Here is a 22270-nt window from a genome sequence, read left to right on the forward strand (position 1 = left end):
CGTTGTGCATTGGCCTTGCCGGACCAACCATGGCCGCCACCGAGTTGAAACACTGGCCGGCCCCGGCCGCCGAGCAACTGAACAAAATGATCGCCGCCAACGCCAACAAGGGCAATTTCGCGGTGTTCGACATGGACAACACCAGCTACCGCTATGACCTCGAAGAGTCCCTGCTGCCCTACATGGAAAACAAGGGCCTGATCACCCGCGACAGCCTCGATCCGTCGCTCAAGCTTATGCCGTTCAAAGACACCGCCGACCATAAGGAAAGTCTGTTCAGCTACTACTACCGCCTCTGCGAAGTGGACGACATGGTCTGCTACCCGTGGGTTGCCCAGGTGTTCTCGGGGTTCACCCTCAAGGAACTCAAGGTGCAGGTCGATGAGCTGATGGCCTCTGGCAAGCCCGTGCCCGTTACCTATTTCGAAGGTGACGCGGTTAAGAAGTCCGAGGTGCAACCGCCGAAAGTCTTCACCGGCCAGGCCGAGCTGTACAACAAGCTGATGGAAAACGGCATCGAGGTCTACGTGATGACCGCTGCTTCCGAAGAGCTGGTGCGCATGGTCGCCGCCGATCCGAAGTACGGCTACAACGTCAAGCCCGAGAACGTCATCGGTGTGACCACCCTGCTCAAGGACCGCAAGACCGGCGAGCTGACCACCGCGCGCAAACAGATCACCGCCGGCAAGTATGACGAGAAGGCCAACCTCGGCCTGGAACTCACGCCCTACCTGTGGACCCCGGCGACCTGGATGGCCGGCAAGCACGCGGCGATCCTCACTTACATCGACGAATGGAAAAAGCCGGTACTGGTGGGTGGCGACACCCCGACCAGCGATGGCTACATGCTGTTTCACGATGTAGACGTGGCCAAGGGCGGCGTGCATTTGTGGATCAACCGCAAGGACAAGTACATGACCCAACTCAACGGCATGATCGCCAAGCACGCGGCGGCGCAGGCCAAGGAAGGGTTGCCGGTAACGGCGGACAAGAACTGGGTGATCGTCAAGCCTGACGAAATCCAATAAGTCCGAGGTGGCTTTGATCGGGGGCAAGCCCCCTCCCACATTTCGACAGTGTGAACTCGGTCAACTGTGGGAGGGGGCTTGCCCCCGATAGCTATCTGATTGACACCCCAAAGGTCACAGCAAAAATAGATATCAATTGCGAACCAATCTCATCCTCTGCTAGCGTGCGCACTTCCTGAACCCTCGGTTCTTCTCAAGGTAGTGCTGTGTCCTCCTGGAATTCGCAGATCGCGCGCCTGTTCGCGGAGCAGAAGAAAGCCCTCGAAGCCTTCGTCACCCGCCGCACCGGCAGCGCTCAGGTGGCCGCCGACCTGACCCAGGAATCGTTCCTGCGCCTGGCACGCCTGGATTCCGGCGAGAAGATCGACAACCTGCCAGCCTTCCTCTTCACCATCGCCAGCAACCTGGTGCGCGATCACCAGCGCCAGGCCATCCGCCGTGAGCGCCTGGATGCCGGCGAGCCCAGCGAAGAGCTGCCGTGCGGCAACCCCGGTGCCGACGAACAACTGGCCGCCTACCAGCAGGAGCGACTGATGCAGGACGCCATCCTGGCGTTACCCGAAGCGACTCGGCAGATCTTCCTGCTCTATCATGTCGACGAACTTTCCTACCGCGAGATTGGCGAACGCCTGTCGATCACCCCACGCAGCGTGGAATACCAACTGCGTCGCGCCTTGATTGAATGCCGCGCCTACATCAAGACGCGGCTCGCCTGCGACACACAAGGACGTCGGTCATGACTGCGTTACCCCCTGCCGACGTGTTGTTCGAAGAAGCGTCCGCCTGGTATTTCCGCTTGCAGGCCGAGGACGTGACCCCGGCCGAGATGGACGCCTTTGCCGCCTGGCTCGGGCAGGGCCAGCCCCAGGACAACGCCTGGCAGGAAGTGCAGGCGATGCTCGGTGGTTTGCGTGAACCGGCACGGCTGATCCGCCGCGCCGAGCAGGCCGCGTGGCGCAAACCCGCGCGGCGCTGGGCTTATGCCGCTGCGGTGCTGCTGACGGTTGGGTTGAACGTGCAGCACACGCCCTGGCTCGACCGCCTGCGCGCGGACTATGCCACCGGCACCGGCGAGTCGCGCACGGTCGAGTTGGCCGATGGCTCCCAGTTGCAGCTCAACACTGACAGTGCTGTTCAGGTACGCATGAGCGGCGGTGAGCGTCAGATCCGCCTGTTGCGCGGGGAAGGTTTTTTCAGCGTGACCAAAGACCCGGCGCGGCCCTTCGTGGTGCAGTCCGGCGAGGGCTGGGTGAAGGTGGTCGGCACCCAGTTCAGCGTGGCAAGGCGGGATGCGCAGACGCGCGTGCAAGTGGCGCAGGGCAAGGTGCAGGTCAGCGCGGGCGCCGGTGAGCCGGTCTACCTGGAGCCGGGACGGGCCGTGGAATATCAGGGCGAGCGCCTTGCCGAGGTGCACGGTTTCGATGCGGCCAGCGGTTTTGCCTGGCGCCAGCGACAACTGGTGTTTCGCCAACAGCCGCTGTCGGAAGTGGTCAGCGAGTTGAACCGCTACTGGCCTGGCACGACCCTGGTGCTGGGCGATTCGCTGCGTAATCGCGTGGTGTCCGGCGTGTTCGAGATCGACAAACCCGAGGCCGTGATCAAAGCGCTGGAATACACCCTCAACCTGCGCGCTGAGCACTACACCCCGTATTTACTGGTGTTGCGCGAAGGCAAAGCCTCTTAGCGGCAACTTTTGCAAAATATTTTCAGGGTTTCCCCGCAAGCCATCGTCCTTGATCACTGAGGCGTAAATAGTAAGCACTCTCAAGTAGTGCGGCGCCGATCACAGACTTTTTGCACCGGGGAGCACTATCCATGGCACACCGATTCGCCGCACGGCCCTTGCTGGCACTGGCCATTTCCATGGCCTGCGGCACTGCGCCGCTGTACCTGCAGGCCGCCGAAACCACCCAGGCCCAGACCTACCGATTCGACATTCCGGGGCAGAGCCTGGACGGTGCGCTGGCGGCATTTTCGGCGTTGACACGGGTGCAGGTGCTGGTGAATGGTGAGTTGACCCAGGGGCTGGTGTCGCCAGGTGTCAGCGGTCACTTGGGGCAGCGCGAGGCAATGGGCTTGCTGCTGGGAGGTACAGGGCTGAGCGCGGCGTTCATCAATGCCGACACCGTCACCCTGGAAAAGCGCGTAGACACTGGCAGTGCCCTCGAAGTCGGCGCCACCACCATCAGCGCTGACCACTTGGGGACGACCACCGAAGGCAGCGGTTCTTACACCACCGGAGCCGTGACCATCGGCAAGGGCACGCAAAAGCTCAAGGACATCCCGCAATCGGTCAGTGTGCTGACCCGCAAAGCGATGGATGACCAGAACATAACCACCCTGACCCAAGCGATTGAAGCGGTGCCGGGCATGGCGTCGGTCAAGTCGCCAGGGCCCGGGATGTTCATGTTTGCGCGTGGCTTCGAGATTGAATCGCTGCAATACGATGGCGTGCCGGTACCCCGTAACGTGTATGCGTTGGGTAGCTACATCACCGAGAACATGGTGATCTACGACCGCATGGAAGTCCTGCGTGGTGCTGCTGGCCTGCTGCAAGGCGCCAACAGCCCGGGCGGGGCAATCAATCTGGTGCGCAAGCGTCCCCAGGCTGCACCGACTGTAACCTTGAGCGCCAAGGCTGGCAGTTGGGACCGGTATGCGACCCAGGCGGACGTGGGCGGCCCATTGAACGAGGCCGGGACGATCCGTGGCCGCGCCGTGGTCAACTATGAGAAGGGCCACTCCTTCACCGACTACGTGTGGAATTGGGAGCAGACCGTGTACGGCGCGCTGGACTTCGACTTGGACGATGACACGACCCTGGGGGTCGGTTTCAGCAATAAAAAGAGCCATGGCCGTCCGTATTTGATCGCCTTGCCGCGTCACACCGATGGCAGTGCATTGGATGTGTCACGTTCGACCTATACGGGAGCAAGTTGGAACCGCTCGTTCAACGATCAGACGGCGGTATACCTGGATCTTGAGCACCGCTTTAACGATCACTGGAAATTCAACGCCTCCGCGCTGGCGATGAATGAATCCAATGAAGCCACTTATCAATTTATCGTGGGTGCGGTGCCGGTCGGCTCAACGCGCAGCGGTAACTACGCTGACTACTCCACAGATTTCTATGGCAAGAACCGCGGGTTCGACGCCTATGTCAGCGGAGATTTTGAAGCGCTGTCGTTCAAGCAGAGCCTGGTGCTGGGGGGCAACTATTCCAAGTACAACACGGATGACGGCTATGCCCGTGCGTTCACGCCGGGAGCCGATATCGGTGCCATCGACCATCACCGACCACAACCGACCTATAACAGCATTGCTGATCGCGCCAACTTGGCCTTGAGCACCTATGACATCACCCAAAAAGGTCTTTACGGCACCTGGCGGATCAACCTGACGGAGCCTCTGACATTGATTCTCGGCGCTCGTACCAGTTGGTACGACTTCGCCTTCGACCAAGACAACTACTATGCCCGTGAGTATCAGGAGGGTGGTGAAAAAAACTCGGTCAAGAGCAATGGCAAGGTCACACCCTTTGCGGGCCTGGTGTACGCACTGGACGACCAGTGGTCGGTGTATGGCAGCTACGCGGAGGTGTTCATCCCGCAAACCCAGTTGACCCAGCAAAAGACCGGTCTGCCGCCGATCGAAGGGCGCAACTATGAGGTGGGGATCAAGGGGGAGTTGATGGATGGACGTCTCAATACATCCCTTGCGCTGTTCCGCTATATCCACGAAAACCGCGCCGTCACTGACTTCAGCACCGATATCGATGGACCAAACGCCTGCAGTGGCTGGTACTGCTCCACCGCCTCGGGCAAGGTGCGCAGCCAGGGGCTGGAGGCTGAGGTCAGCGGCCAATTGGCGCCGGGTTTGCAGGTCAGCAGTAGCTATACCTACAACACCACGGTGTTTTTGAAAGACACCGAACTGAAGGGTAAGGTCTTCAGTACGGCGGTGCCCAAGCACATGCTGCGGATCTGGGGCGATTACAAACTACCGGGGGATTTCAACCGTGTCAGCCTGGGTGCAGGGGTCAACGCACAGACGGCGACCACCAGCTTTGACCGCAACTTTGGCCAGGCCGGCTTTGCAATTTTCAATTCCCGAGTCGCCTACGATGCCAGTGATGAAGTCACCTTGGCGGTGAACTTCAACAACCTCTTGGACAAGCGTTACTACATCCCGTCCTACAGCCAGTTGGTAGGCAACAACTACTTCGGCGACCCGCGAAACATGATGTTCAGCGTGACGTACAAGCCGCAGTTCTAGAACCCGGCGCCTATACAAGGGGTCACTTCACCGATTTCAAATGCCAGTTCCATTGCGCAACCAACGCGTTCTCATGCAGTTTGATGAACAGCCCATAGTCGCTCAGGTAGGCTGCCTGATAAGTCCAACCTTTCATCTGAACGCAGTCGAGTACCTTGGCTTGTCCCTTCAGGTCCGGGGTGAGGGTGGCAGCCGGGATTTCCCGAGCGACCTTGCAGGTCACGGTTCTTGGCTCGCTGTTCTCTGGCGAAGGACTGCCATCGGGGTTGATGGATTTTGACCATGTCTGGGTGTAGCCCACCTCACTGGCGAGGGGCAAGTTACGCCAATCGCCTTGAAAGCTCAGGCCAACCAAGAGGCGGGTCTTCACCTTGTCACTGCCGGTTTTGCGGTCCAGACCTTGGCTGTCCAGATCGAATAGGCCTTGGAAGGTCAGCTCCTGGTTAAAGCCGAGTGCCGAGTCGCGCGTTTGTACCAGCGTCTGGCCCGATGCGTTGTCGACACTGATGAATGTCTGTTTGGTCTGGTCGCCCACGCGGGTGTTGTTGAAGAGCACGGCGTCATAGTCGTAGGCCAGCTCGCTCAGGGTGCGGGTTGGCGCAGGCAGGCCGAGCGCTCGGATGGCCGCCAGTACGGCTGGGTTGGCATTCGTTGCGCTGGCAGCGGGTGGCAATGCCTGGCGCGCCTTGAAAGCGGGTAACTGGGCCAGCTCCATCGGCGCCTGGCACAGAGCCTTGAAGAGCTGGGCATGTTCGCCGGAAGCTTGCTCCAAGGCTTGCGGCTTGAATTGTCGACGGATTTCGCCGTTGATCATCTGGCGCGTTTCATCGAGGTTGAACTGGCTCATCAACGTAATGGTGCGTTGTGTGCAATCCAGGGTCAGCCGCTCCTGCCGTTGAGTAAACAACGATGCGTTCTTGGCGACCTGATAGTGCAGGTAATCCTGTGCGACCCAGGCGGATATCTGACTGCCTTGCTGCTGCACGCTGTTACGGTCGATCAGCAGCCAGCCCTGATCGGCAGAGGTTTGCAGCACCCGCCAGTCGGGCACGGGACGTGCCTTGCATACGCTCTGCAATTGAGCGCTTTGCTGCAGTTGTTGGGCCTGTGCCGCCGGCAGGTCGACGCCTGTTGCCGGTGAGGGAGTAAATGCCCGCAGGCCCGTGCGCGTGGGGTAGAGCATCCTTCCAGGACCTTGTGTGCAATAGGCGTCGAACTGCACAGAGATCGGGTTTTGCTGCAAATCGACGGAGTACGCGACTCTGTCGCCGTTGCGCAGGATGGTGTAGTCGAGCGCCGGCAGTGTCATGGCTTCGTTGAAGAGTGCCAGGCCTGGGTCCACCTGAGGCTTTTGCAGCGAGCTGCAACCGGCCAACGCCAATAGGGAAAGCGCCCATGCAGCTGGGCGTAGAGCGGAAGAGCGAGCATCCATGCGGGTAAGGTCCTTGAGAATACAGATGCGCCTGTTATCGGCCGGCGTATGAAAAACTACAGCGTCAGAACGCCAGGCAAAAAAATGCCCCGCACTTGGCGGGGCATTTTCATGGGCGAGGCTTACAGGCCGTCGAGCATCGCTTTGTTACGCACCGCACCCTTGTCGGCACTGGTGGCCAGCAGGGCATAGGCTTTCAATGCGGTGGTGACTTTGCGCGGACGCTTCTCCACCGGCTTCCAGCCTTTCTTGTCCTGCTCGACCCGGCGTGCCGCCAGTTCTTCGTCGCTGATCAACAGGTTGATCGAGCGGTTTGGAATGTCGATCAGTACCTTGTCGCCGTCCTGCACCAAGCCAATCGCGCCACCGGCTGCGGCTTCCGGCGAAGCATGGCCGATGGACAGGCCCGAGGTACCACCGGAGAAGCGGCCGTCGGTGAGCAAGGCGCAGGCTTTGCCCAGGCCCTTGGATTTCAGGTAGGACGTCGGGTACAGCATCTCCTGCATACCCGGGCCGCCTTTCGGGCCTTCGTAGCGGATGATCACGATGTCGCCTTCCTTCACTTCGTCAGCGAGGATGCCACGAACCGAGCTGTCCTGGCTTTCGTAGATCTTGGCGCGGCCTTCGAACACGTGGATGGACTCATCCACACCGGCGGTTTTCACCACGCAGCCGTCCAGGGCGATGTTGCCGTACAGCACGGCCAGGCCGCCTTCTTGGGAGTAGGCGTGCTCGACACTGCGGATGCAGCCGTTTTCACGGTCGTCGTCGAGGGTGTCCCAACGGGTCGACTGGCTGAATGCGGTTTGCGTCGGAATGCCGGCCGGGCCGGCCTTGAAGAAGGTGTGCACGGCTTCGTCGTCGGTCTGGGTGATGTCCCACTTGGCGATGCCTTCGGCGATGGACTTGCTGTGCACGGTCGGCAGGTCGGTGTGCAGCAGGCCGCCACGGGCCAGCGAGCCAAGGATCGAGAAGATCCCGCCGGCGCGGTGCACGTCTTCCATGTGGTACTTCTGGATGTTCGGCGCAACTTTGCACAGTTGTGGCACGTGGCGGGACAGGCGGTCGATGTCGCGCAGGTCAAACGCGATCTCGGCTTCCTGGGCGGCGGCCAGCAAATGCAGGATGGTGTTGGTGGAACCGCCCATGGCGATGTCCAGGGTCATGGCGTTCTCGAACGCCTTGAAGTTGGCGATGTTGCGCGGCAACACCGACTCATCGTTCTCGCCGTAGTAGCGCTTGCACAGCTCGACGATGGTGCGGCCGGCCTGCAGGAACAGTTGTTCGCGGTCGCTGTGGGTGGCCAGTGTCGAGCCGTTGCCCGGCAAGGCCAGGCCCAGGGCTTCCACCAGGCAGTTCATCGAGTTGGCGGTGAACATGCCGGAGCACGAGCCGCACGTTGGGCAAGCGCTGCGCTCGTATTCCGCGACCTTCTCGTCAGAAGCGCTGGAATCGGCGGCGATGACCATGGCGTCGACCAGGTCGAGGCCGTGGGAAGCGAGCTTGGTCTTGCCGGCTTCCATCGGGCCGCCGGACACGAAGATCACCGGGATGTTCAGGCGCAGGGCGGCCATCAGCATGCCGGGGGTGATCTTGTCGCAGTTGGAAATGCACACGATGGCGTCGGCGCAGTGGGCGTTGACCATGTACTCCACGGAGTCGGCGATGATCTCGCGGCTCGGCAGGGAATACAGCATGCCGTCATGGCCCATGGCGATGCCGTCATCCACGGCGATGGTGTTGAACTCTTTGGCGACACCGCCGGCGCGTTCGATCTCGCGGGCGACCAGCTGGCCCAGGTCCTTGAGGTGGACGTGGCCGGGTACGAATTGGGTGAACGAGTTGGCAATCGCGATGATCGGCTTCTTGAAGTCGTCATCTTTCATCCCCGTGGCACGCCACAGTGCGCGCGCGCCGGCCATGTTGCGGCCGTGGGTGGATGTTTTCGAGCGGTAATCTGGCATGGAGCACTCCGGGCGGCTAATCGGTATCAAAGGGGAGTGAGCTTCTATTGACGTCTGGAACACTCAGAAATGGCCGTGTGTCCGGAAGTTGCCTCTCGCGTCGCGGGATCGCCGCGTGCTTGGGCCTCGAGCTCATAAACCCGCCGGGGGATGACTGGCGATGAATAGGGCCGATTCTACACCGCTGGCGCCTGGAGGGAATGGCCGAAACCGTGAAGATAGCGGCTACGGGACGTGCGGGTGGGTCAGCGTCCGGTTCTGGCATTGGTCAGCCAGCCCCACAGGCTGAAGACGATGAAGCTCAGGGCGATGCTCATCAATAGGTTGGATCCTGTCTGCGCCAGGGCGGCACTGCTGATGGCGGCTGTCAGGAACATGATGCTGTTCCCCGCCGAGGCAGCAGTGCCCGCGCTGCTTGAGAACAGCAGCATCGCTGCAGAAATCGCCGCCGGGCGAACCAGGGTCACGGCCAGGGCGCTGATCAACATCGGGATGAGCAACGTCACAGTGGTGATGGCGTCCAGGCTGACGATCAGCGTCAACAGCACGCCGGCGACCAGCAGCAGCCCCAGGCCGATATTGATCTGCCGGGACAGCGTGATGCGCTTTTGCAGGTACGAGGCTGCCACGCCGCCCAGCAGATAGGCCACGCCGTACACCATCAGCACCATCGCGTACTGGTATTCGGAGAGCTTCAGCGCATCCATGAAAATCAGCGGTGTCACGCTGATCAAGGCGAAATAGCACGCGAATACCAATGCGGCGATCCACCAGTAGCGCAGGAAGTCGCGATTGCGGGCGACGGCTTTCAGCGTGCCGATGATCGACACCGGCGTGCGTTGCGGGCTGGCGGACTTGGACGGCAGGATGCAGAGGGCATGGACCAACATGCCCAGTGCCATCACGGCGAACCCGTAAAAGCTGGCTTGCCAGTCGAAGGTGGTTTGCAGCCAGGAGCCGATCAACGGCGACAGCGCGACGAATGAACCGCTCAGAGTCATGTAATAGAGGCGCACGCGGGCGCGGTCTTGTTCCTCGAACAGGTCTTCCACCAGGGCGTGGCCTTGTCTAGTCCTGAAATAGGTTTACACCTGTTTCACCCCAACGCCCGATGCACTGCATCGGGCGTTTTGTATTTTAAGGACAAGTGCGGGCGCTCCTGGTTGTAGATCAAGATCGCCTCCCGCACCATTTGCTCCGCTTGAACCAAGTCTGTCGGCCGGTGAAGCAAGAGTTCCGCCTTCAAGATTCCGTTGACCCGTTCTGCCAAGGCGTTTTGGTAGCAATCGTAGCCATCAGTCATCGAGCATGTGATGCCATGCTTGGCATGGATTTTTTGATAGAGCACTGAGCAGTACTGCACGCCGCGATCCGAGTGATGAACCAGTTTCTGGCCCGTTCGACGTGCCTTCAACGCCATGCGTAAGGCTTGGGCTACCGAATCGGCATGTAGACTGCCATGCACGTGATAACCAACTATTTTCCTCGAGAAGGCATCCGTCACCAAACTTAGGTAGGCCGGTTCATCGCGCCCTGTAGATAGGTAGGTGATATCCGCCACCCAGACCTGTTCCGGGCCAGTAGCTACGACTTGTTGCGGGCCAGGCTTTAGCAAATTGGGATGGCAGCGAAAGCGATGATGGCTATCGGTCGTCTTGTGATAGGCCCGTCTCCTGCGCACCAACTGCCGGTGCTCTCGTAAAACCCCAAACAAACGATCTCGTCCGACATGCAATTCTGGCTTGTCATGCTTCGCTTGCATCATCGAGTGCAATTTGCGGGTGCCAATGCACGGTTGGCGCACACGAACTTCCTGCACAAACTGGAGAAGTTTCTGATCTTGATCGGCTCGGGCACGATGGACCCGGTCACGCTTGTAATAGGCTTGGCGACTGATCCTCATAAACTGGCAAGCCCTGCTGACACTCAGGGTCTGGGTTTGCGCAACGACTTGCCGGACCGCTTTTTTACAACGGATACACCGTAATCGTTCTTCAGAACATCGACCACGTCTTCAAAGAATTTGGCCTTCTGGTTGGCCAGTGCCAGTTGTTCCTCGAGCTCTTTGATTCTTTGCTCGGGAGTCAACGGCAAGGTAGGTTTGTCCATCGGTCGGCTCCTCTGGGTCCGAATGGAGGCGCCTTGGCTCCAGTCCTGCCGACCATGCTTGCGTAACCACACCAACACCGTCGAACGACCCTGAATCCCATAACGCCGTTGAGCTTCTTTATAACTCAACTCGCCTTTTTCGACTTGGTCGACAACCGACAATTTAAAAGTCAGCGTGTAATCTCGTTGACTGCGTTTTGCGCCCGTATTCATTGCACCTTCCCGATAAGACGTCAGAAGGTGTAAACCTTATTTAGGACGAGACACCTAATACAAAAAAGCCGCAGCCCAGGGCCTGGACAGAGCGAAACAGCAGGAAGGTCAGGTAGTCCGTTGCCATCGCGCAACCGATCGCACCCAGGATCGACAACGTGATGCAGCCGAGCAGGACTTCCTTGCGGCCCCACTTGTCCGACAGCGGGCCGGCGATCAGTTGGGAGATGGAAAAGACCAGGGTGAACAGGCTGATCGAGAGCGCGACGTCTGCGCTTGGCGTGTCGAATCGGGCCGCCAGAGCAGGGAATGAGGGCAAGAGAATATTGATCGGAAAGAAGCTGATCAATGAAATGCAGGTGATGAGGATGAAGCGGGAGAGGTAGGGCCGAGACATTGTTTTTGTTTTCCGGAGTAAAACCAGAAACGGATACTAGTCTGCGAAAAGTGGAATTCAATCAAAAGCGTTGAGAGAAACTTCCTGAATTGAGGTGGCTTGCTTGGGTAGGAAAAGCGTTTACGGCAACCACAAAACAAATGTGGGAGGGGGCTTGCCCCCGATTGCGTAGTGTCAGCCCCATATTAGCTGGCTGACACACGGCTATCGGGGGCAAGCCCCCTCCCACATTTTTATCTGTGCTTGGCTTTAGCTGTTTGGCAACAACCGGCACGTAATGCTCTTGATGTACCGCGTCTCGGCAATCGCTGGATGCACCGGATGATCCGGACCCTGGCCACCACGTTCCAGCATCTGGATATTGCGGTCCAGGTGACGGGCGCTGGTCAGCAGGATGTTTTGCAGGTCGTCTTCCGGCAGGTGCATGGAGCACGACGCGCTGACCAGGATGCCGTCCTTGCTGAGCAGGCGCATGGCTTGCTCGTTGAGGCGACGGTAGGCGCCTTCGCCGTTCTTCATGTCTTTCTTGCGTTTGATGAAGGCCGGAGGGTCGGCGACGATCACGTCGAAGCGTTCTTCGCTGGCTTTCAGTTCTTTCAAGGCTTCGAACACGTCGCCTTCGATGCAGGTCATTTTCTCGGCAAAGCCGTTCAGCGCGGCGTTGCGCTCCACACCGTCGAGGGCGAAGGCGGAAGCGTCGACGCAGAACACTTCACTGGCGCCGAAGGCAGCAGCCTGCACGCCCCAACCGCCGATGTAGCTGTACAGGTCCAGCACGCGCTTGCCCTTGGCATACGGGGCCAGGCGGGCGCGGTTCATGCGGTGGTCGTAGAACCAGCCGGTTTTCTGGCCCTGGATCACCGGGGCTTCGAATTTCACGCCGTTTTCTTCCAGCGCCACCCACTCCGGCACCAGGCCGAACACGGTCTCCACGTAGCGATTGAGGCCTTCGGCGTCGCGTGCGGCGGAGTCGTTCTTGAAGAGGATGCCGCTCGGCTTGAGCACTTGGGTCAGGGCGGCGATCACGTCTTCTTTATGCGCTTCCATGGTCGCCGAGGCGATCTGCACCACCAGGATGTCGCCGAAACGGTCGACCACCAGGCCCGGCAACAGGTCGGAATCGCCGTAGACCAGGCGGTAGAACGGCTTGTCGAACAGGCGATCGCGCAGCGACAGGGCGACGTTCAGGCGGTGCACCAGCAGCGACTTGTCCAGCGGCAACTTGATATCGCGCGACAGCAGGCGGGCGCAGATCAGGTTGTTCGGGCTCATGGCCACGATGCCCAGGGTCTTGCCGCCGGCCGCTTCGAGGATGGCCTGGTCGCCCGCCTGGAAGCCGTGGAGTGGGGTGGCGGCCACGTCGATTTCGTTGCTGTAGACCCACAGGTGGCCGTTGCGCAAACGACGATCGGCGTTGGCTTTGAGACGCAGGCTTGGCAGGGACATGACGTCGCTCCGGAAAAAAGAGCGGGAGTATACCTGTTGCGGCGCGGTTCATGTGGGAGTGGGCTTGCCCGCGATGCAGGCGGCGCGGTGTATCTGACGTACGGCGGTGATGCCATCGGGAGCAAGCGCCCTCCCACATTTAGTCCGGTTTCAATCGGGCATTTGGGTGTCGGTCAGGTTTGCTTAGGGGTTAGAATCCCCGCCTAGCCCAGAGTGTGTACTTATGTCCCAAGAGCTTTCCGCCGAACAGATCCAACAGGCCCTGCAAGGCATCAGCGTGCCGCCCCAGCCGCAAATCATGGTGGATTTGCAGATGGAGCAATACATGCCCGATCCGGACCTGGAAGTGATCGCACGGCTGATCTCCCAGGACCCGGGCCTGTCCGGCGCGTTGCTGAAGATCGTCAACTCGTCGTATTACGGCCTGAGTAACAAGATCGCTTCGATCCAGCGCGCGGTGAACCTGCTGGGCAGCCGCTCGATCATCAACCTGATCAATGCGCTGTCGATCAAAGGCGAGATGAGCGACGACACCATCGTCACCCTCAACCGCTTCTGGGACACCGCCCAGGATGTGGCCATGACCTGCCTCACCCTGGCCAAGCGCACCGGCGCCCAGGCGGTGGACGAGGCCTATGCCCTGGGCCTGTTCCACGACTGTGGCGTGCCGTTGATGCTCAAGCGCTTCCCCAACTACATGTCGGTGTTGGAGCAGGCGTATGCAAATGCCGGCCCCGATTGCCGCGTGGTCGATACCGAGAACAACGCGTTCAACACCAACCATGCGGTGGTTGGCTACTACACCGCGAAATCCTGGCGCCTGCCGCAGCATGTGACTGACGCCATCGCCAACCACCACAACGCCCTGGCGATTTTCAGCGATGAGTCAGCGCGCAATTCGCAATTGAAGAACCTGCTGGCGATCCTGAAAATGGCCGAGCACATCTGCTCGTCCTACCGCGTGCTGGGTAACCAGGCGGTGGACCATGAGTGGAACGCCATCGGCCACCTGGTGCTGGATTACGTGGGGCTGTCGGACTACGACTTCGAGAGCATGAAGTTGTCGATCCGCGAACTGGGCGCCCACTGATCCTTCCTTCAAGAGGTACACATGCCCGAGTTACCAGAAGTCGAAACCACCCGGCGCGGGATCGCGCCGCACCTGGAAGGCCAGCGGGTCAGCCGCGTGGTGGTGCGCGAGCGACGCTTGCGCTGGCCGATCCCGGAAGACCTCGATGTGCGCCTGTCCGGCCAGCGCATCGTGCTGGTGGAGCGGCGGGCCAAGTACCTGTTGATCAATGCCGAAGTGGGCACCTTGATCAGCCACCTCGGCATGTCGGGCAACTTGCGCCTGGTAGAGGTTGGCATGCCAGCGGCCAAGCATGAGCATGTGGATATCGAACTGGAGTCCGGCCTGGCCTTGCGCTACACCGACCCTCGGCGGTTTGGCGCGATGCTCTGGAGCCAGGACCCGCACAACCATGAACTGCTGATCCGCCTGGGGCCGGAGCCGCTGACCGACCTGTTTGACGGTGAGCGTCTGTTCCAGCTGTCCCGTGGGCGGTCGATGGCGGTGAAGCCGTTCATCATGGACAACGCGGTGGTGGTGGGTGTGGGCAATATCTACGCGACGGAAGCGCTGTTTGCGGCGGGGATCGATCCGCGTCGTGAGGCGGGTGGTATTTCGCGAGCGCGTTATTTGAAGCTGGCGATCGAGATCAAGCGCGTGCTGGCGGCGGCCATCGAGCGTGGCGGCACCACGTTGCGCGACTTTATCGGCGGCGACGGGCAGCCGGGGTATTTCCAGCAGGAACTGTTCGTCTATGGCCGGGGCGGCGAGGCGTGCAAGGTCTGCGGCAGCGAATTGCGCAATGTGGTGCTGGGACAGCGCGCGAGTGTGTTTTGCCCTAAGTGCCAGAGCTGATTGATGGGTGATTGCTGATATTGCCATCGGGGGCAAGCCCCCTCCCACAGTGAAAGTGTTCGCAATCCAAATGTGGGAGGGGGCTTGCCCCCGATGAGGTCATGACAGGCGCTAAAGGTGGGTCAGGCCTTACCGGTAATCTTGCGGTACTTCTCCATCAGTTGCTCTTGCGTCTCTGGATGGGCTTCATCCAGCGGGATGCAATCCACCGGACAAACCTGCTGGCACTGCGGCTCGTCGTAGTGGCCGACGCACTGGGTGCACAGGTTCGGGTCGATCACGTAGATCTCTTCGCCCTGGGAAATTGCGGCGTTCGGGCACTCGGGTTCGCAGACGTCGCAGTTGATGCAATCGTCGGTGATGATCAGGGACATGGAAACTCCTGCCAGGGCTGTCAGCCAAGGCATCTGAAAACTAATGCGCGCAATTGTGCCGCATTGGCGCCCGCAGTGCGAGCAGGCGCCGATTGGGGGCTTATTTCTTGAAGCGCAGGGTCAGTGCATCCGCCACGGCCGGGTGCACGAACTTGGTGATATCTCCGCCCAAAGCGGCAATTTCACGGACCAACGTCGAGGAAATGAACGAATAACGCTCCGACGGCGTGAGGAACAAGCTTTCCACGTCCGGCGCCAATTGGCGGTTCATGTTGGCCAGCTGGAATTCGTATTCGAAGTCCGACACCGCACGCAGGCCGCGCAGGAACACATTGGCATTCTGCTCCTTGGCGAAATGCGCCAGCAGTGTGGAAAAGCCCACCACTTCCACATTGGGCAGGTGTTTGGTGACCTCACGCGCCAGCTCCACGCGCTGTTCCAGGGGAAACAGCGGGTTTTTCTTGGGGCTGGCTGCGACCGCGATGATCACATGGTCGAACAAGCGTGAGGCACGTTCGACCAGATCGCCATGGCCTTTGGTAATCGGGTCGAAGGTACCTGGGTACAACACTCGGTTCATCGCGTCGTCCTGGCGGAGTCCGTTGGGGAACCGGATGGTATCGCAGCCGTCCCGGTCGGGAAAGTCAACTTATGCAGAAGAAAGCACTATAGACACGGCGAATACTGTGTTTTTTCACGCTGTTTTCAGACGTTCGGCCAACGCTGTCGCCAGTTGGGCGGTCAAACCGTACACCGATAATTGTGGATTGGCCCCAATGCTGGTGGGGAATAGAGAACCATCGTGGATCGACAGATTGCGCAACTGGTGATGGCGACCCAGGCTGTCGGCCACTGCGTTTTTCGGGTCTTCACCCATGGCGCAGCCGCCCATCACATGGGCGCTGCCTAGCGTGGTTCGGTGCAGTTCCAGGTTCAACCCGTCAATCACACGGCGTGCCTCGGCCAAGGTGTTCACGAACCGCGCGTCGTGGTGTAGCGGCTTGACCGACTTGGCGCCCGCCGCGAACTGGATCTCGGCCATGCTGTGAAACGCCCGGCGCAGGCCGTCCCAGGCATAGGGGGAGACCTGATAATCGAGCACCGGCGTACCGTCACCGCGTAAATCCACGCTGCCGCCCTGGCTGTCGGGGTGAAAACCGTCACGCAACAGCGCAAGCATGGCGTGGGTATGCGGCAATTGGCTCATGTCCAAGGCGTTCTGCGTGCCATAGCCGCCGAACAAGGTGCTGGCTAAGCCTGGATGCAGGGGCGGTGCTTCCAGCTTGTAGGACATTTTGCCGGTAGTGCCGTCCTGCCATTGAAAGTGATCGGAATAGATCGACTGCGGCGCGCCGTAGAACGGGTTGATCACCTCGTCGAACAGCCCGGCGGAGAAGTTCACCAGATGCAGAAAGGTACGCTTGCCTAGCCGCGAGTGCGGGTCGGGTGCATCCGAGCGCATCAGCAGCGCCGGGCTGTTGATGCCGCCGCCGGAGAGCACGTAATGCCTGGCCTTCACGGTGATCTTGCGTCCGGTAGGCGCCACGCAACGCTCGTCCATCGCCACGCATTCCAGGCTACTGATAGCGTCGCCTTTATAGAGGAGGCGCTCGGCGCGGGCCAGGTACAACAGCTCTCCGCCTTTTTCCAGGGTGGACGGGATGGTCGTCACCAGCATCGACTGCTTGGCATTGACTGGGCAGCCCATGCCGCAATAACCCAGGTTGAAACAGCCGCGCACGTTACGTGGGATCACATGCCAGCTGTAGCCGAGCTTTTCGCAGCCTTTGCGGATGACATCGTTGTTGGCATTCGGGGGGATGGCCCACGGTGCGATGCCCAGGCGCTGCTCCATCTTTTCGAACCACGGTGCCATCTCGGCGCTGCTGTGGCCTTTCACCGCGTATTCGCTGGCCCAGTGGGCGAGGGTGGCGTCCGGGGTGCGAAAGCTCGACGTCCAGTTGATCAGCGTGGTGCCGCCCACCGCCCGGCCTTGCAGGATGGTGATGGCGCCGTCCTTGCTCATGCGGCCGATACCTTCCTGGTACAGGCTGGCGTAGGCCTCGTCTTCCAGCAGTTTGAAGTCACTGCTGGTCTTGAGCGGGCCTTCTTCGATCAGCAGCACCTTGTAGCCGGCGGCGCTGAGAATCTCGGCAGTGGTGCCGCCACCGGCGCCGCTGCCGATGATCGCCACATCGGCTTCCAGGGTCAGGTCGTTATCGAGCGCGGCGCCATTGTGGGTTTTCCAGCCACGGGCCATGCCGTCGCGGAACAGGTCGGGTACGGGCATCAGGGTCGTCTCTTGTTTTTATGGGGGGGGGCGAATCAAATCTTCGGTGGGCCGGGGTAACCGCAATGCGCCCAGGACGCCGGCTGGAAATACCAGGCCATGATCACCAGCTTGAGCAGCGAGCCCTGGCCCATGCGCAGCAGGTTCAGGTAGCTGTTTTCCCAGCGGTGCAGGAAGTTGCGTATCTGCTCGCCGCTGGCGTTTTCCCAACTGCCCCAGATCCCGGTCAACGGCCCACGGGTAACGCCCATGCCCAATACGTCGAACAGTTGCTGGGTGAGCTTGAACATCTCCGGCGACAGGTGTTGCAGGCTGTAGTCGAGCTTCTTAAGGGTGTCTTCAATCCCGCTGGCAACTTCCTGGGCGCTGGCCACGCCTTCGAGCAGCACCGGGATCACCGCGCGCAGGAACGGCAGGTCACTGCTGCGCAGCATGGCGAAACCGCTGGCCGGCGTGCTGCTGGAGCAACCGCTGAGGCTGGCGCCCAACCCGGCGGTCGCCAGGAAGGCGCTGGCGCACAGGCCAATCTTCAAGACGCCGCGCCGCGACAGCGCGGGTGAATCAGTCAGGCTAGGGTTCATTGTTATTGTTATCCCGTGGGTGGCGGTTTCAGCGGACGAACAGCTTCTGGATCAACTTCTGGATGGCTTTGCCGTAGGGCGGGTAGATCAGTTTCGCCGCGTTCAGGCGCTGCTTCACCAGTACACTCTTGGCTTTGCTGAACGTCAGGAAGCCTTCGTGGCCGTGGTAGTGGCCCATGCCCGACGGGCCGATGCCGCCAAAGGGCATATCGTCCTGAGCCACATGCAGCAGCGTGTCGTTCAGGCATACGCCGCCGGAGTGGGTTTCGTGGAGCACGCGGTCCTGCTCGCGCTTGTTGTAGCCGAAGTAGTACAGGGCCAGTGGGCGAGGGCGTTGGTTGATATAGGCAAAGGCCTGGTCGATACCGCGATACGGCACGATCGGCAGTACCGGGCCGAAGATCTCGTCCTGCATCACGGTCATGTCATCGCTGACATTCAGCAACAGGCTGTGGGCCATGCGCCGCGCCTGGCCCTGGTCGTACAGCGGGATCAGGGTGGCGCCTTTGTCGGTGGCGTCCTTGACGTAGGCATTCAGCCGGGCCAGTTGCCGTTCGTTGATGATGGCGGTGTAGTCCGGGTTGTCGGCCAGGGTCGGATAAAACCCGCGAACAGCCTGGGTGTAGGCCTCGACGAACGCATCAACTCGGTCTTCAGGTACCAGCACATAGTCCGGCGCCACGCAGGTTTGCCCGGCGTTCAAGGCTTTACCGAAGGCGATACGTTCGGCGGCGTCCTTGAGCGGTACATCCGCAGACACGATGGCCGGCGACTTGCCGCCCAACTCCAGGGTGACCGGCGTGAGGTGTTCGGCCGCCGCACGCATCACATGCTTGCCAATGCTGGTGGCGCCAGTAAACAGCAGGTGGTCGAAGGGTAGCTTGGAAAACGCCATGCCTACCTCGGCTTCACCCAGCACCACGCACACCAGGTCTTCGGGGAAGACTTTCGCCAGCAGCGCCTTGAGCAACTCGCCAGTGGCGGGGGTGGACTCACTGAGCTTGAGCATCACCCGGTTGCCCGCCGCCAACGCGCCGACCAGCGGACCAATGGCCAGGTACAACGGGTAGTTCCAGGGCACGATCACGCCAACTACGCCCAACGGTTGATAAATGACTTTGGCCGAGGCTGGTTGGAAGGCTATGCCTACAGCCCGCCGGGAAGGTTTCATCCAACCCTTGAGGTGTTTGCTGGCATAGTGAATGCCATGCAGGCTGGGCATCAGTTCGGCGAACAGGGTTTCGTCGGCACTGCGGTGGCTGAAGTCCTGGCTGATCGCGTCGATCAGCGCCTGGCGCTCGTCGCTGAGCAGATCGCGCAGGGCCTTGAGCCATTGCTGGCGCTGCGTGGCTGGCGGCATCGGGTTGGCGGCGTAGGCGCGGCGCTGGGTATCGAACAGGTGCTGGAGCTGGTCCAGTGCCTGGGAATCTTGCAGATAGGCAACGTTGGCAGACATGGCGGCGTTCCCGATTGTTATAGGTCTGCCTGGATTTTTAGAGTCATTACTCTAAATTGTCAAATAACATTGCAGCAACATCCGGTTTTATCCGTGCAAGGATAGGCCGTAAGATGCCTTATCACGTGTAAAGAAGCTGATCCCCTATGGCACCACGAGTAAAGACCAGCGAGCGCATTGTGCAAACCAGCCTGGAGCTTTTTAACCAGCAGGGCGAGCGCAGTGTGAGCACCAACCACATTGCCGCCCACATGGAAATTTCGCCGGGCAACCTGTACTACCACTTCCCCAACAAGCAGGCGATCATCGCCGTGCTGTTTCGCGAATACGAAGCCTTGGTGGACAGTTTCCTGCGCCCGCCCCAAGGCCGCGCCGTCACCGTCGAAGACAAACGCTTCTACCTGCAGGCCGTTCTGGCCGGCATGTGGCGTTACCGTTTCCTGCACCGCGACCTCGAACACCTGCTGGAAAGCGACCCGGAACTGGCCACCGGCTACCGGCGTTTTTCCCAGCGCTGCCTGACCCAGGGCGGCGCCATTTACCAAGGGTTTGTCGACGCTGGCATCCTCAATATGGACCCGGTGCAAACCGAAGCCCTGACCCTCAATGCCTGGATCATCCTCACCTCCTGGGTGCGCTTTCTGTGCACCACCAATGAAAACTCTGCACATTTGAGCGCCGAGGCGATCAAGCGCGGGGTGTATCAGGTGCTGGTGCTGGAGGCGGGGTTTGTCACGCCCCAGGCGAAGGAGGCCGTCGATGCCTTGTTCAAAGAATTTTACGTGCCGTTGAATCAGGCATTGGAAGAAGTGAAGTAGGACCTTTCCCGAATCTGTTCATAGGAGTCCGTCATGCCGCTCGCCCAATTGATCAGCCCCCAGCAACTGGCCGAGCGCCAGAAGTCGGCCGGGCTGGTGATCCTCGATTGCCGTTTTGCCTTGGAAGACCCGGACTACGGGCTCTGCAGCTATGCCGAAGGGCATATCGAGGGCGCGCAGTATGCTGACCTGGAGCGCCACCTCAGCGGGCCGGTGACCAAGGGTGTGACCGGTCGCCATCCGTTGCCGGAGGCAGATGCCTTCGCCGAGCAATTGCGTGCCTGGGGGATCAACGCCGACACCGATATCGTGTTGTATGACGACGGCCCTGGAGCCTATGCCGCACGGGCCTGGTGGTTGCTGGCCTGGCTGGGCAAGCGTGATGGCGTCTTTATTCTGGATGGTGGCCTCAAGGCCTGGCATGCGGCCGGGGTTCCGCTGAGCCTGGACGCACCGGTGGTTGAGCCGGGCACCTTTGTCGGTACGCCGGACAATCGCCTGGTGCTGGATGCCGAGCACCTGCAAAAACGCCTGGGCCAACCCGGGCTGACCCTGATCGATGCCCGCGCCCAGCCGCGCTTTCGTGGTGAAGTGGAACCCATCGACCCGATTGCCGGGCACATCCCTGGGGCGCAGTGTGCGGCATTCAACGAAAACCTGGGTCCGGACGGCCGCTTCTTGCCCGCCGAGCAGCTCAAGCAACGCTTCGCCGAAAAATTACAGGGGCGCTCGCCGGATGAGCTGGTGGCGTATTGCGGTTCAGGAGTGACAGCGTGCCATAACCTGTTCGCCCTGAGCCTGGCGGGTTACCCATTGGGCAAGTTGTATGCAGGGTCGTGGAGCGAGTGGATCACCGATCCGGCGCGGGCCATCGCTACCGGCGACTGAGTAACCAGGCCGGAATACGGCGCTCCAGATAGTAACCGGGGCGCTTCAACGTTCCATCGACAAAACCGACATGCCCGCCCTTGGCCAGCAATTCGAACTCGGTGCAGTCCGACAGCTCACTGGCCTCGGGCAGGCTGTGGGCAAACACAAACGGGTCATCGGCGGCCTGGATGATCAGGGTGGGCGTGCGGATATCACCCAGGTAATAGCGGCTCGACGCGCGGCGGTAATAGTCCTCGGCACTCAGGAAACCATGCAACGGCGCGGTGACCCGGCCGTCGAAGTCCCAAAACGTGCGCATCTTCTCCAACGAGCCCAGGGCTTCAAGCGTCTTCAACCCTTCCGCCCGGCCGTCCTGTAGAAAACGGCGTTGCTTGACGCGGATATACGCCAGCATTTCCCGCATGAAATGCTTCTGATAGACCCGCGAAAAGCCCAGGCCGATACGGTCTGCGCATTGGTCCAGACGGAACGGCACCGACACCGCCGCCGCGCCTTGCAGCCCGGATGCCTCGCCGGTTTCGCCCAAATGCTTGAGCAGCACATTGCCACCCAGTGAGTAACCCACCGCATACAGCGGCGCCAGCGGTCGCTTGGCCCGCAGATGGGCAATCGCCGCCGCCAGGTCTTCGCTGGCGCCGGAGTGATAGCTGCGCGCCAACAGGTTCGGTTCGCCCGAGCAGCCGCGCCAGTTCAACGCCGCGCTGGCCCAGCCTTGCGCGGCCAGGGCTTTTTGCAGGCCGGCCACGTAGGGCGAGTTGGAGGAACCGGTCAACCCGTGCAGCACCAGCACCAACGGTGCTTGCGCGTCATGGGGGCCATGCCAGTCGAGGTCGAGGAAGTCGCCGTCGTCCAGCCACAGGCGTTCGCGTTGGCGTTCGATGTGGGTGGTGGGGCGCCACAGCGGCCCCCACAGTGTCTGCAGGTGGGGGTTGCCGAGGCCGAAGGCGGGGGTGAACAGGTCGGAAGAAGGGGTCATGACACGCTCTGCTGCGGATGCATTTAACTGTGGCGAGCGGGCTTGCCCCGCGTTGGGCTGCGAAGTAGCCCCATCAATAACACCGCGAATAATCAG

Annotated in this window: 17 protein-coding genes and 3 pseudogenes; 8 read left to right on the plus strand and 12 right to left on the minus strand. The window is 60.7% G+C overall.

The window, feature by feature from the left end:
• Nucleotides 1–29 precede the first annotated feature (29 nt).
• The 4 genes from NL123_RS01760 to NL123_RS01775 all read left to right on the plus strand — a co-directional run bounded on the left by NL123_RS01760 (nucleotide 30) and on the right by NL123_RS01775 (nucleotide 5303).
• Complete coding sequence (locus NL123_RS01760; RefSeq protein ID WP_166794295.1) at nucleotides 30–1028, plus strand: haloacid dehalogenase-like hydrolase; 999 nt, start codon at nucleotides 30–32, stop codon at nucleotides 1026–1028.
• A 206-nt stretch (nucleotides 1029–1234) separates the two neighbouring features.
• Nucleotides 1235–1768, plus strand: a complete 534-nt coding sequence (locus tag NL123_RS01765) for an RNA polymerase sigma factor (RefSeq protein ID WP_248485130.1) — start codon at nucleotides 1235–1237, stop codon at nucleotides 1766–1768.
• A complete protein-coding gene (locus NL123_RS01770) occupies nucleotides 1765–2712 on the plus strand; it encodes a FecR family protein (RefSeq protein WP_494357114.1) in 948 nt (315 codons plus the stop codon). Before NL123_RS01765 ends, NL123_RS01770 begins: the two co-directional genes overlap by 4 nt.
• Nucleotides 2713–2843: 131 nt before the next feature.
• Nucleotides 2844–5303, plus strand: a complete 2460-nt coding sequence (locus tag NL123_RS01775; RefSeq protein WP_494357115.1) for a TonB-dependent siderophore receptor — start codon at nucleotides 2844–2846, stop codon at nucleotides 5301–5303.
• A gap of 22 nt (nucleotides 5304–5325) precedes the next feature.
• Here the strand turns inward: NL123_RS01775 and NL123_RS01780 are convergent, their stop codons facing one another.
• The 6 genes and pseudogenes from NL123_RS01780 to NL123_RS01805 all read right to left on the minus strand — a co-directional run bounded on the left by NL123_RS01780 (nucleotide 5326) and on the right by NL123_RS01805 (nucleotide 12864).
• Entirely contained in the window at nucleotides 5326–6735 is a 1410-nt protein-coding gene (locus NL123_RS01780) for a surface-adhesin E family protein (RefSeq protein ID WP_248485125.1), read from the minus strand.
• A 122-nt stretch (nucleotides 6736–6857) separates the two neighbouring features.
• Nucleotides 6858–8699 (minus strand): dihydroxy-acid dehydratase, encoded by a 1842-nt coding sequence (ilvD, locus tag NL123_RS01785; protein WP_071494495.1) that lies wholly within the window; start codon nucleotides 8697–8699, stop codon nucleotides 6858–6860.
• 245 nt (nucleotides 8700–8944) lie between these two features.
• A pseudogene (locus NL123_RS01790) lies at nucleotides 8945–9763 on the minus strand (MFS transporter); the annotation flags it as partial.
• Nucleotides 9764–9767: 4 nt separating this feature from the next.
• Nucleotides 9768–11021, minus strand: a pseudogene (locus tag NL123_RS01795) (IS3 family transposase).
• A 52-nt stretch (nucleotides 11022–11073) separates the two neighbouring features.
• Nucleotides 11074–11418, minus strand: a pseudogene (locus NL123_RS01800) (MFS transporter); the annotation flags it as partial.
• Nucleotides 11419–11667: 249 nt separating this feature from the next.
• Nucleotides 11668–12864: a class I SAM-dependent rRNA methyltransferase gene (locus NL123_RS01805; protein WP_003195152.1), complete on the minus strand. Its 1197-nt coding sequence runs from the start codon at nucleotides 12862–12864 to the stop codon at nucleotides 11668–11670.
• Between the two features lie 277 nt (nucleotides 12865–13141).
• Between NL123_RS01805 and NL123_RS01810 the strand changes: the two genes are divergently transcribed.
• Both NL123_RS01810 and mutM read left to right on the plus strand, forming a co-directional pair.
• Nucleotides 13142–13954, plus strand: a complete 813-nt coding sequence (locus NL123_RS01810) for an HDOD domain-containing protein (protein ID WP_248488271.1) — start codon at nucleotides 13142–13144, stop codon at nucleotides 13952–13954.
• A gap of 21 nt (nucleotides 13955–13975) precedes the next feature.
• A complete protein-coding gene (gene mutM, locus NL123_RS01815) occupies nucleotides 13976–14788 on the plus strand; it encodes a bifunctional DNA-formamidopyrimidine glycosylase/DNA-(apurinic or apyrimidinic site) lyase (protein ID WP_016976014.1) in 813 nt (270 codons plus the stop codon).
• Between the two features lie 122 nt (nucleotides 14789–14910).
• On the opposite strand, the gene NL123_RS01820 is transcribed toward mutM, so the two are convergent.
• From NL123_RS01820 to NL123_RS01840, 5 genes are all read right to left on the minus strand, one after another.
• On the minus strand, nucleotides 14911–15162 hold the full coding sequence (locus tag NL123_RS01820; protein ID WP_003176712.1) for a YfhL family 4Fe-4S dicluster ferredoxin: 252 nt from the start codon (nucleotides 15160–15162) through the stop codon (nucleotides 14911–14913).
• 100 nt (nucleotides 15163–15262) lie between these two features.
• Entirely contained in the window at nucleotides 15263–15742 is a 480-nt protein-coding gene (gene coaD / locus NL123_RS01825; RefSeq protein WP_003176711.1) for a pantetheine-phosphate adenylyltransferase, read from the minus strand.
• 114 nt (nucleotides 15743–15856) lie between these two features.
• Nucleotides 15857–17452, minus strand: a complete 1596-nt coding sequence (locus NL123_RS01830) for a GMC family oxidoreductase (RefSeq protein ID WP_494357116.1) — start codon at nucleotides 17450–17452, stop codon at nucleotides 15857–15859.
• A gap of 35 nt (nucleotides 17453–17487) precedes the next feature.
• Entirely contained in the window at nucleotides 17488–18033 is a 546-nt protein-coding gene (locus NL123_RS01835; protein ID WP_248485111.1) for a twin-arginine translocation pathway signal protein, read from the minus strand.
• Between the two features lie 28 nt (nucleotides 18034–18061).
• Nucleotides 18062–19489 (minus strand): coniferyl aldehyde dehydrogenase, encoded by a 1428-nt coding sequence (locus NL123_RS01840; RefSeq protein ID WP_248485109.1) that lies wholly within the window; start codon nucleotides 19487–19489, stop codon nucleotides 18062–18064.
• Between the two features lie 146 nt (nucleotides 19490–19635).
• Between NL123_RS01840 and NL123_RS01845 the strand changes: the two genes are divergently transcribed.
• Together NL123_RS01845 and NL123_RS01850 are read left to right on the plus strand one after the other, a co-directional pair.
• A complete protein-coding gene (locus NL123_RS01845; protein WP_016976019.1) occupies nucleotides 19636–20307 on the plus strand; it encodes a TetR/AcrR family transcriptional regulator in 672 nt (223 codons plus the stop codon).
• 33 nt (nucleotides 20308–20340) lie between these two features.
• The gene (locus NL123_RS01850) at nucleotides 20341–21195 is read left to right on the plus strand and encodes a sulfurtransferase (RefSeq protein WP_248485107.1); all 855 of its coding nucleotides are present in this window, start codon (nucleotides 20341–20343) and stop codon (nucleotides 21193–21195) included.
• Here the strand turns inward: NL123_RS01850 and NL123_RS01855 are convergent.
• Nucleotides 21182–22174, minus strand: a complete 993-nt coding sequence (locus NL123_RS01855; RefSeq protein WP_248485106.1) for a hydrolase — start codon at nucleotides 22172–22174, stop codon at nucleotides 21182–21184. The two genes, NL123_RS01850 and NL123_RS01855, sit on opposite strands and share 14 nt — an antisense overlap.
• Between the last annotated feature and the right edge of the window lie 96 nt (nucleotides 22175–22270).

Source organism: Pseudomonas sp. FBCC-B1565 (genome assembly GCF_059133265.1).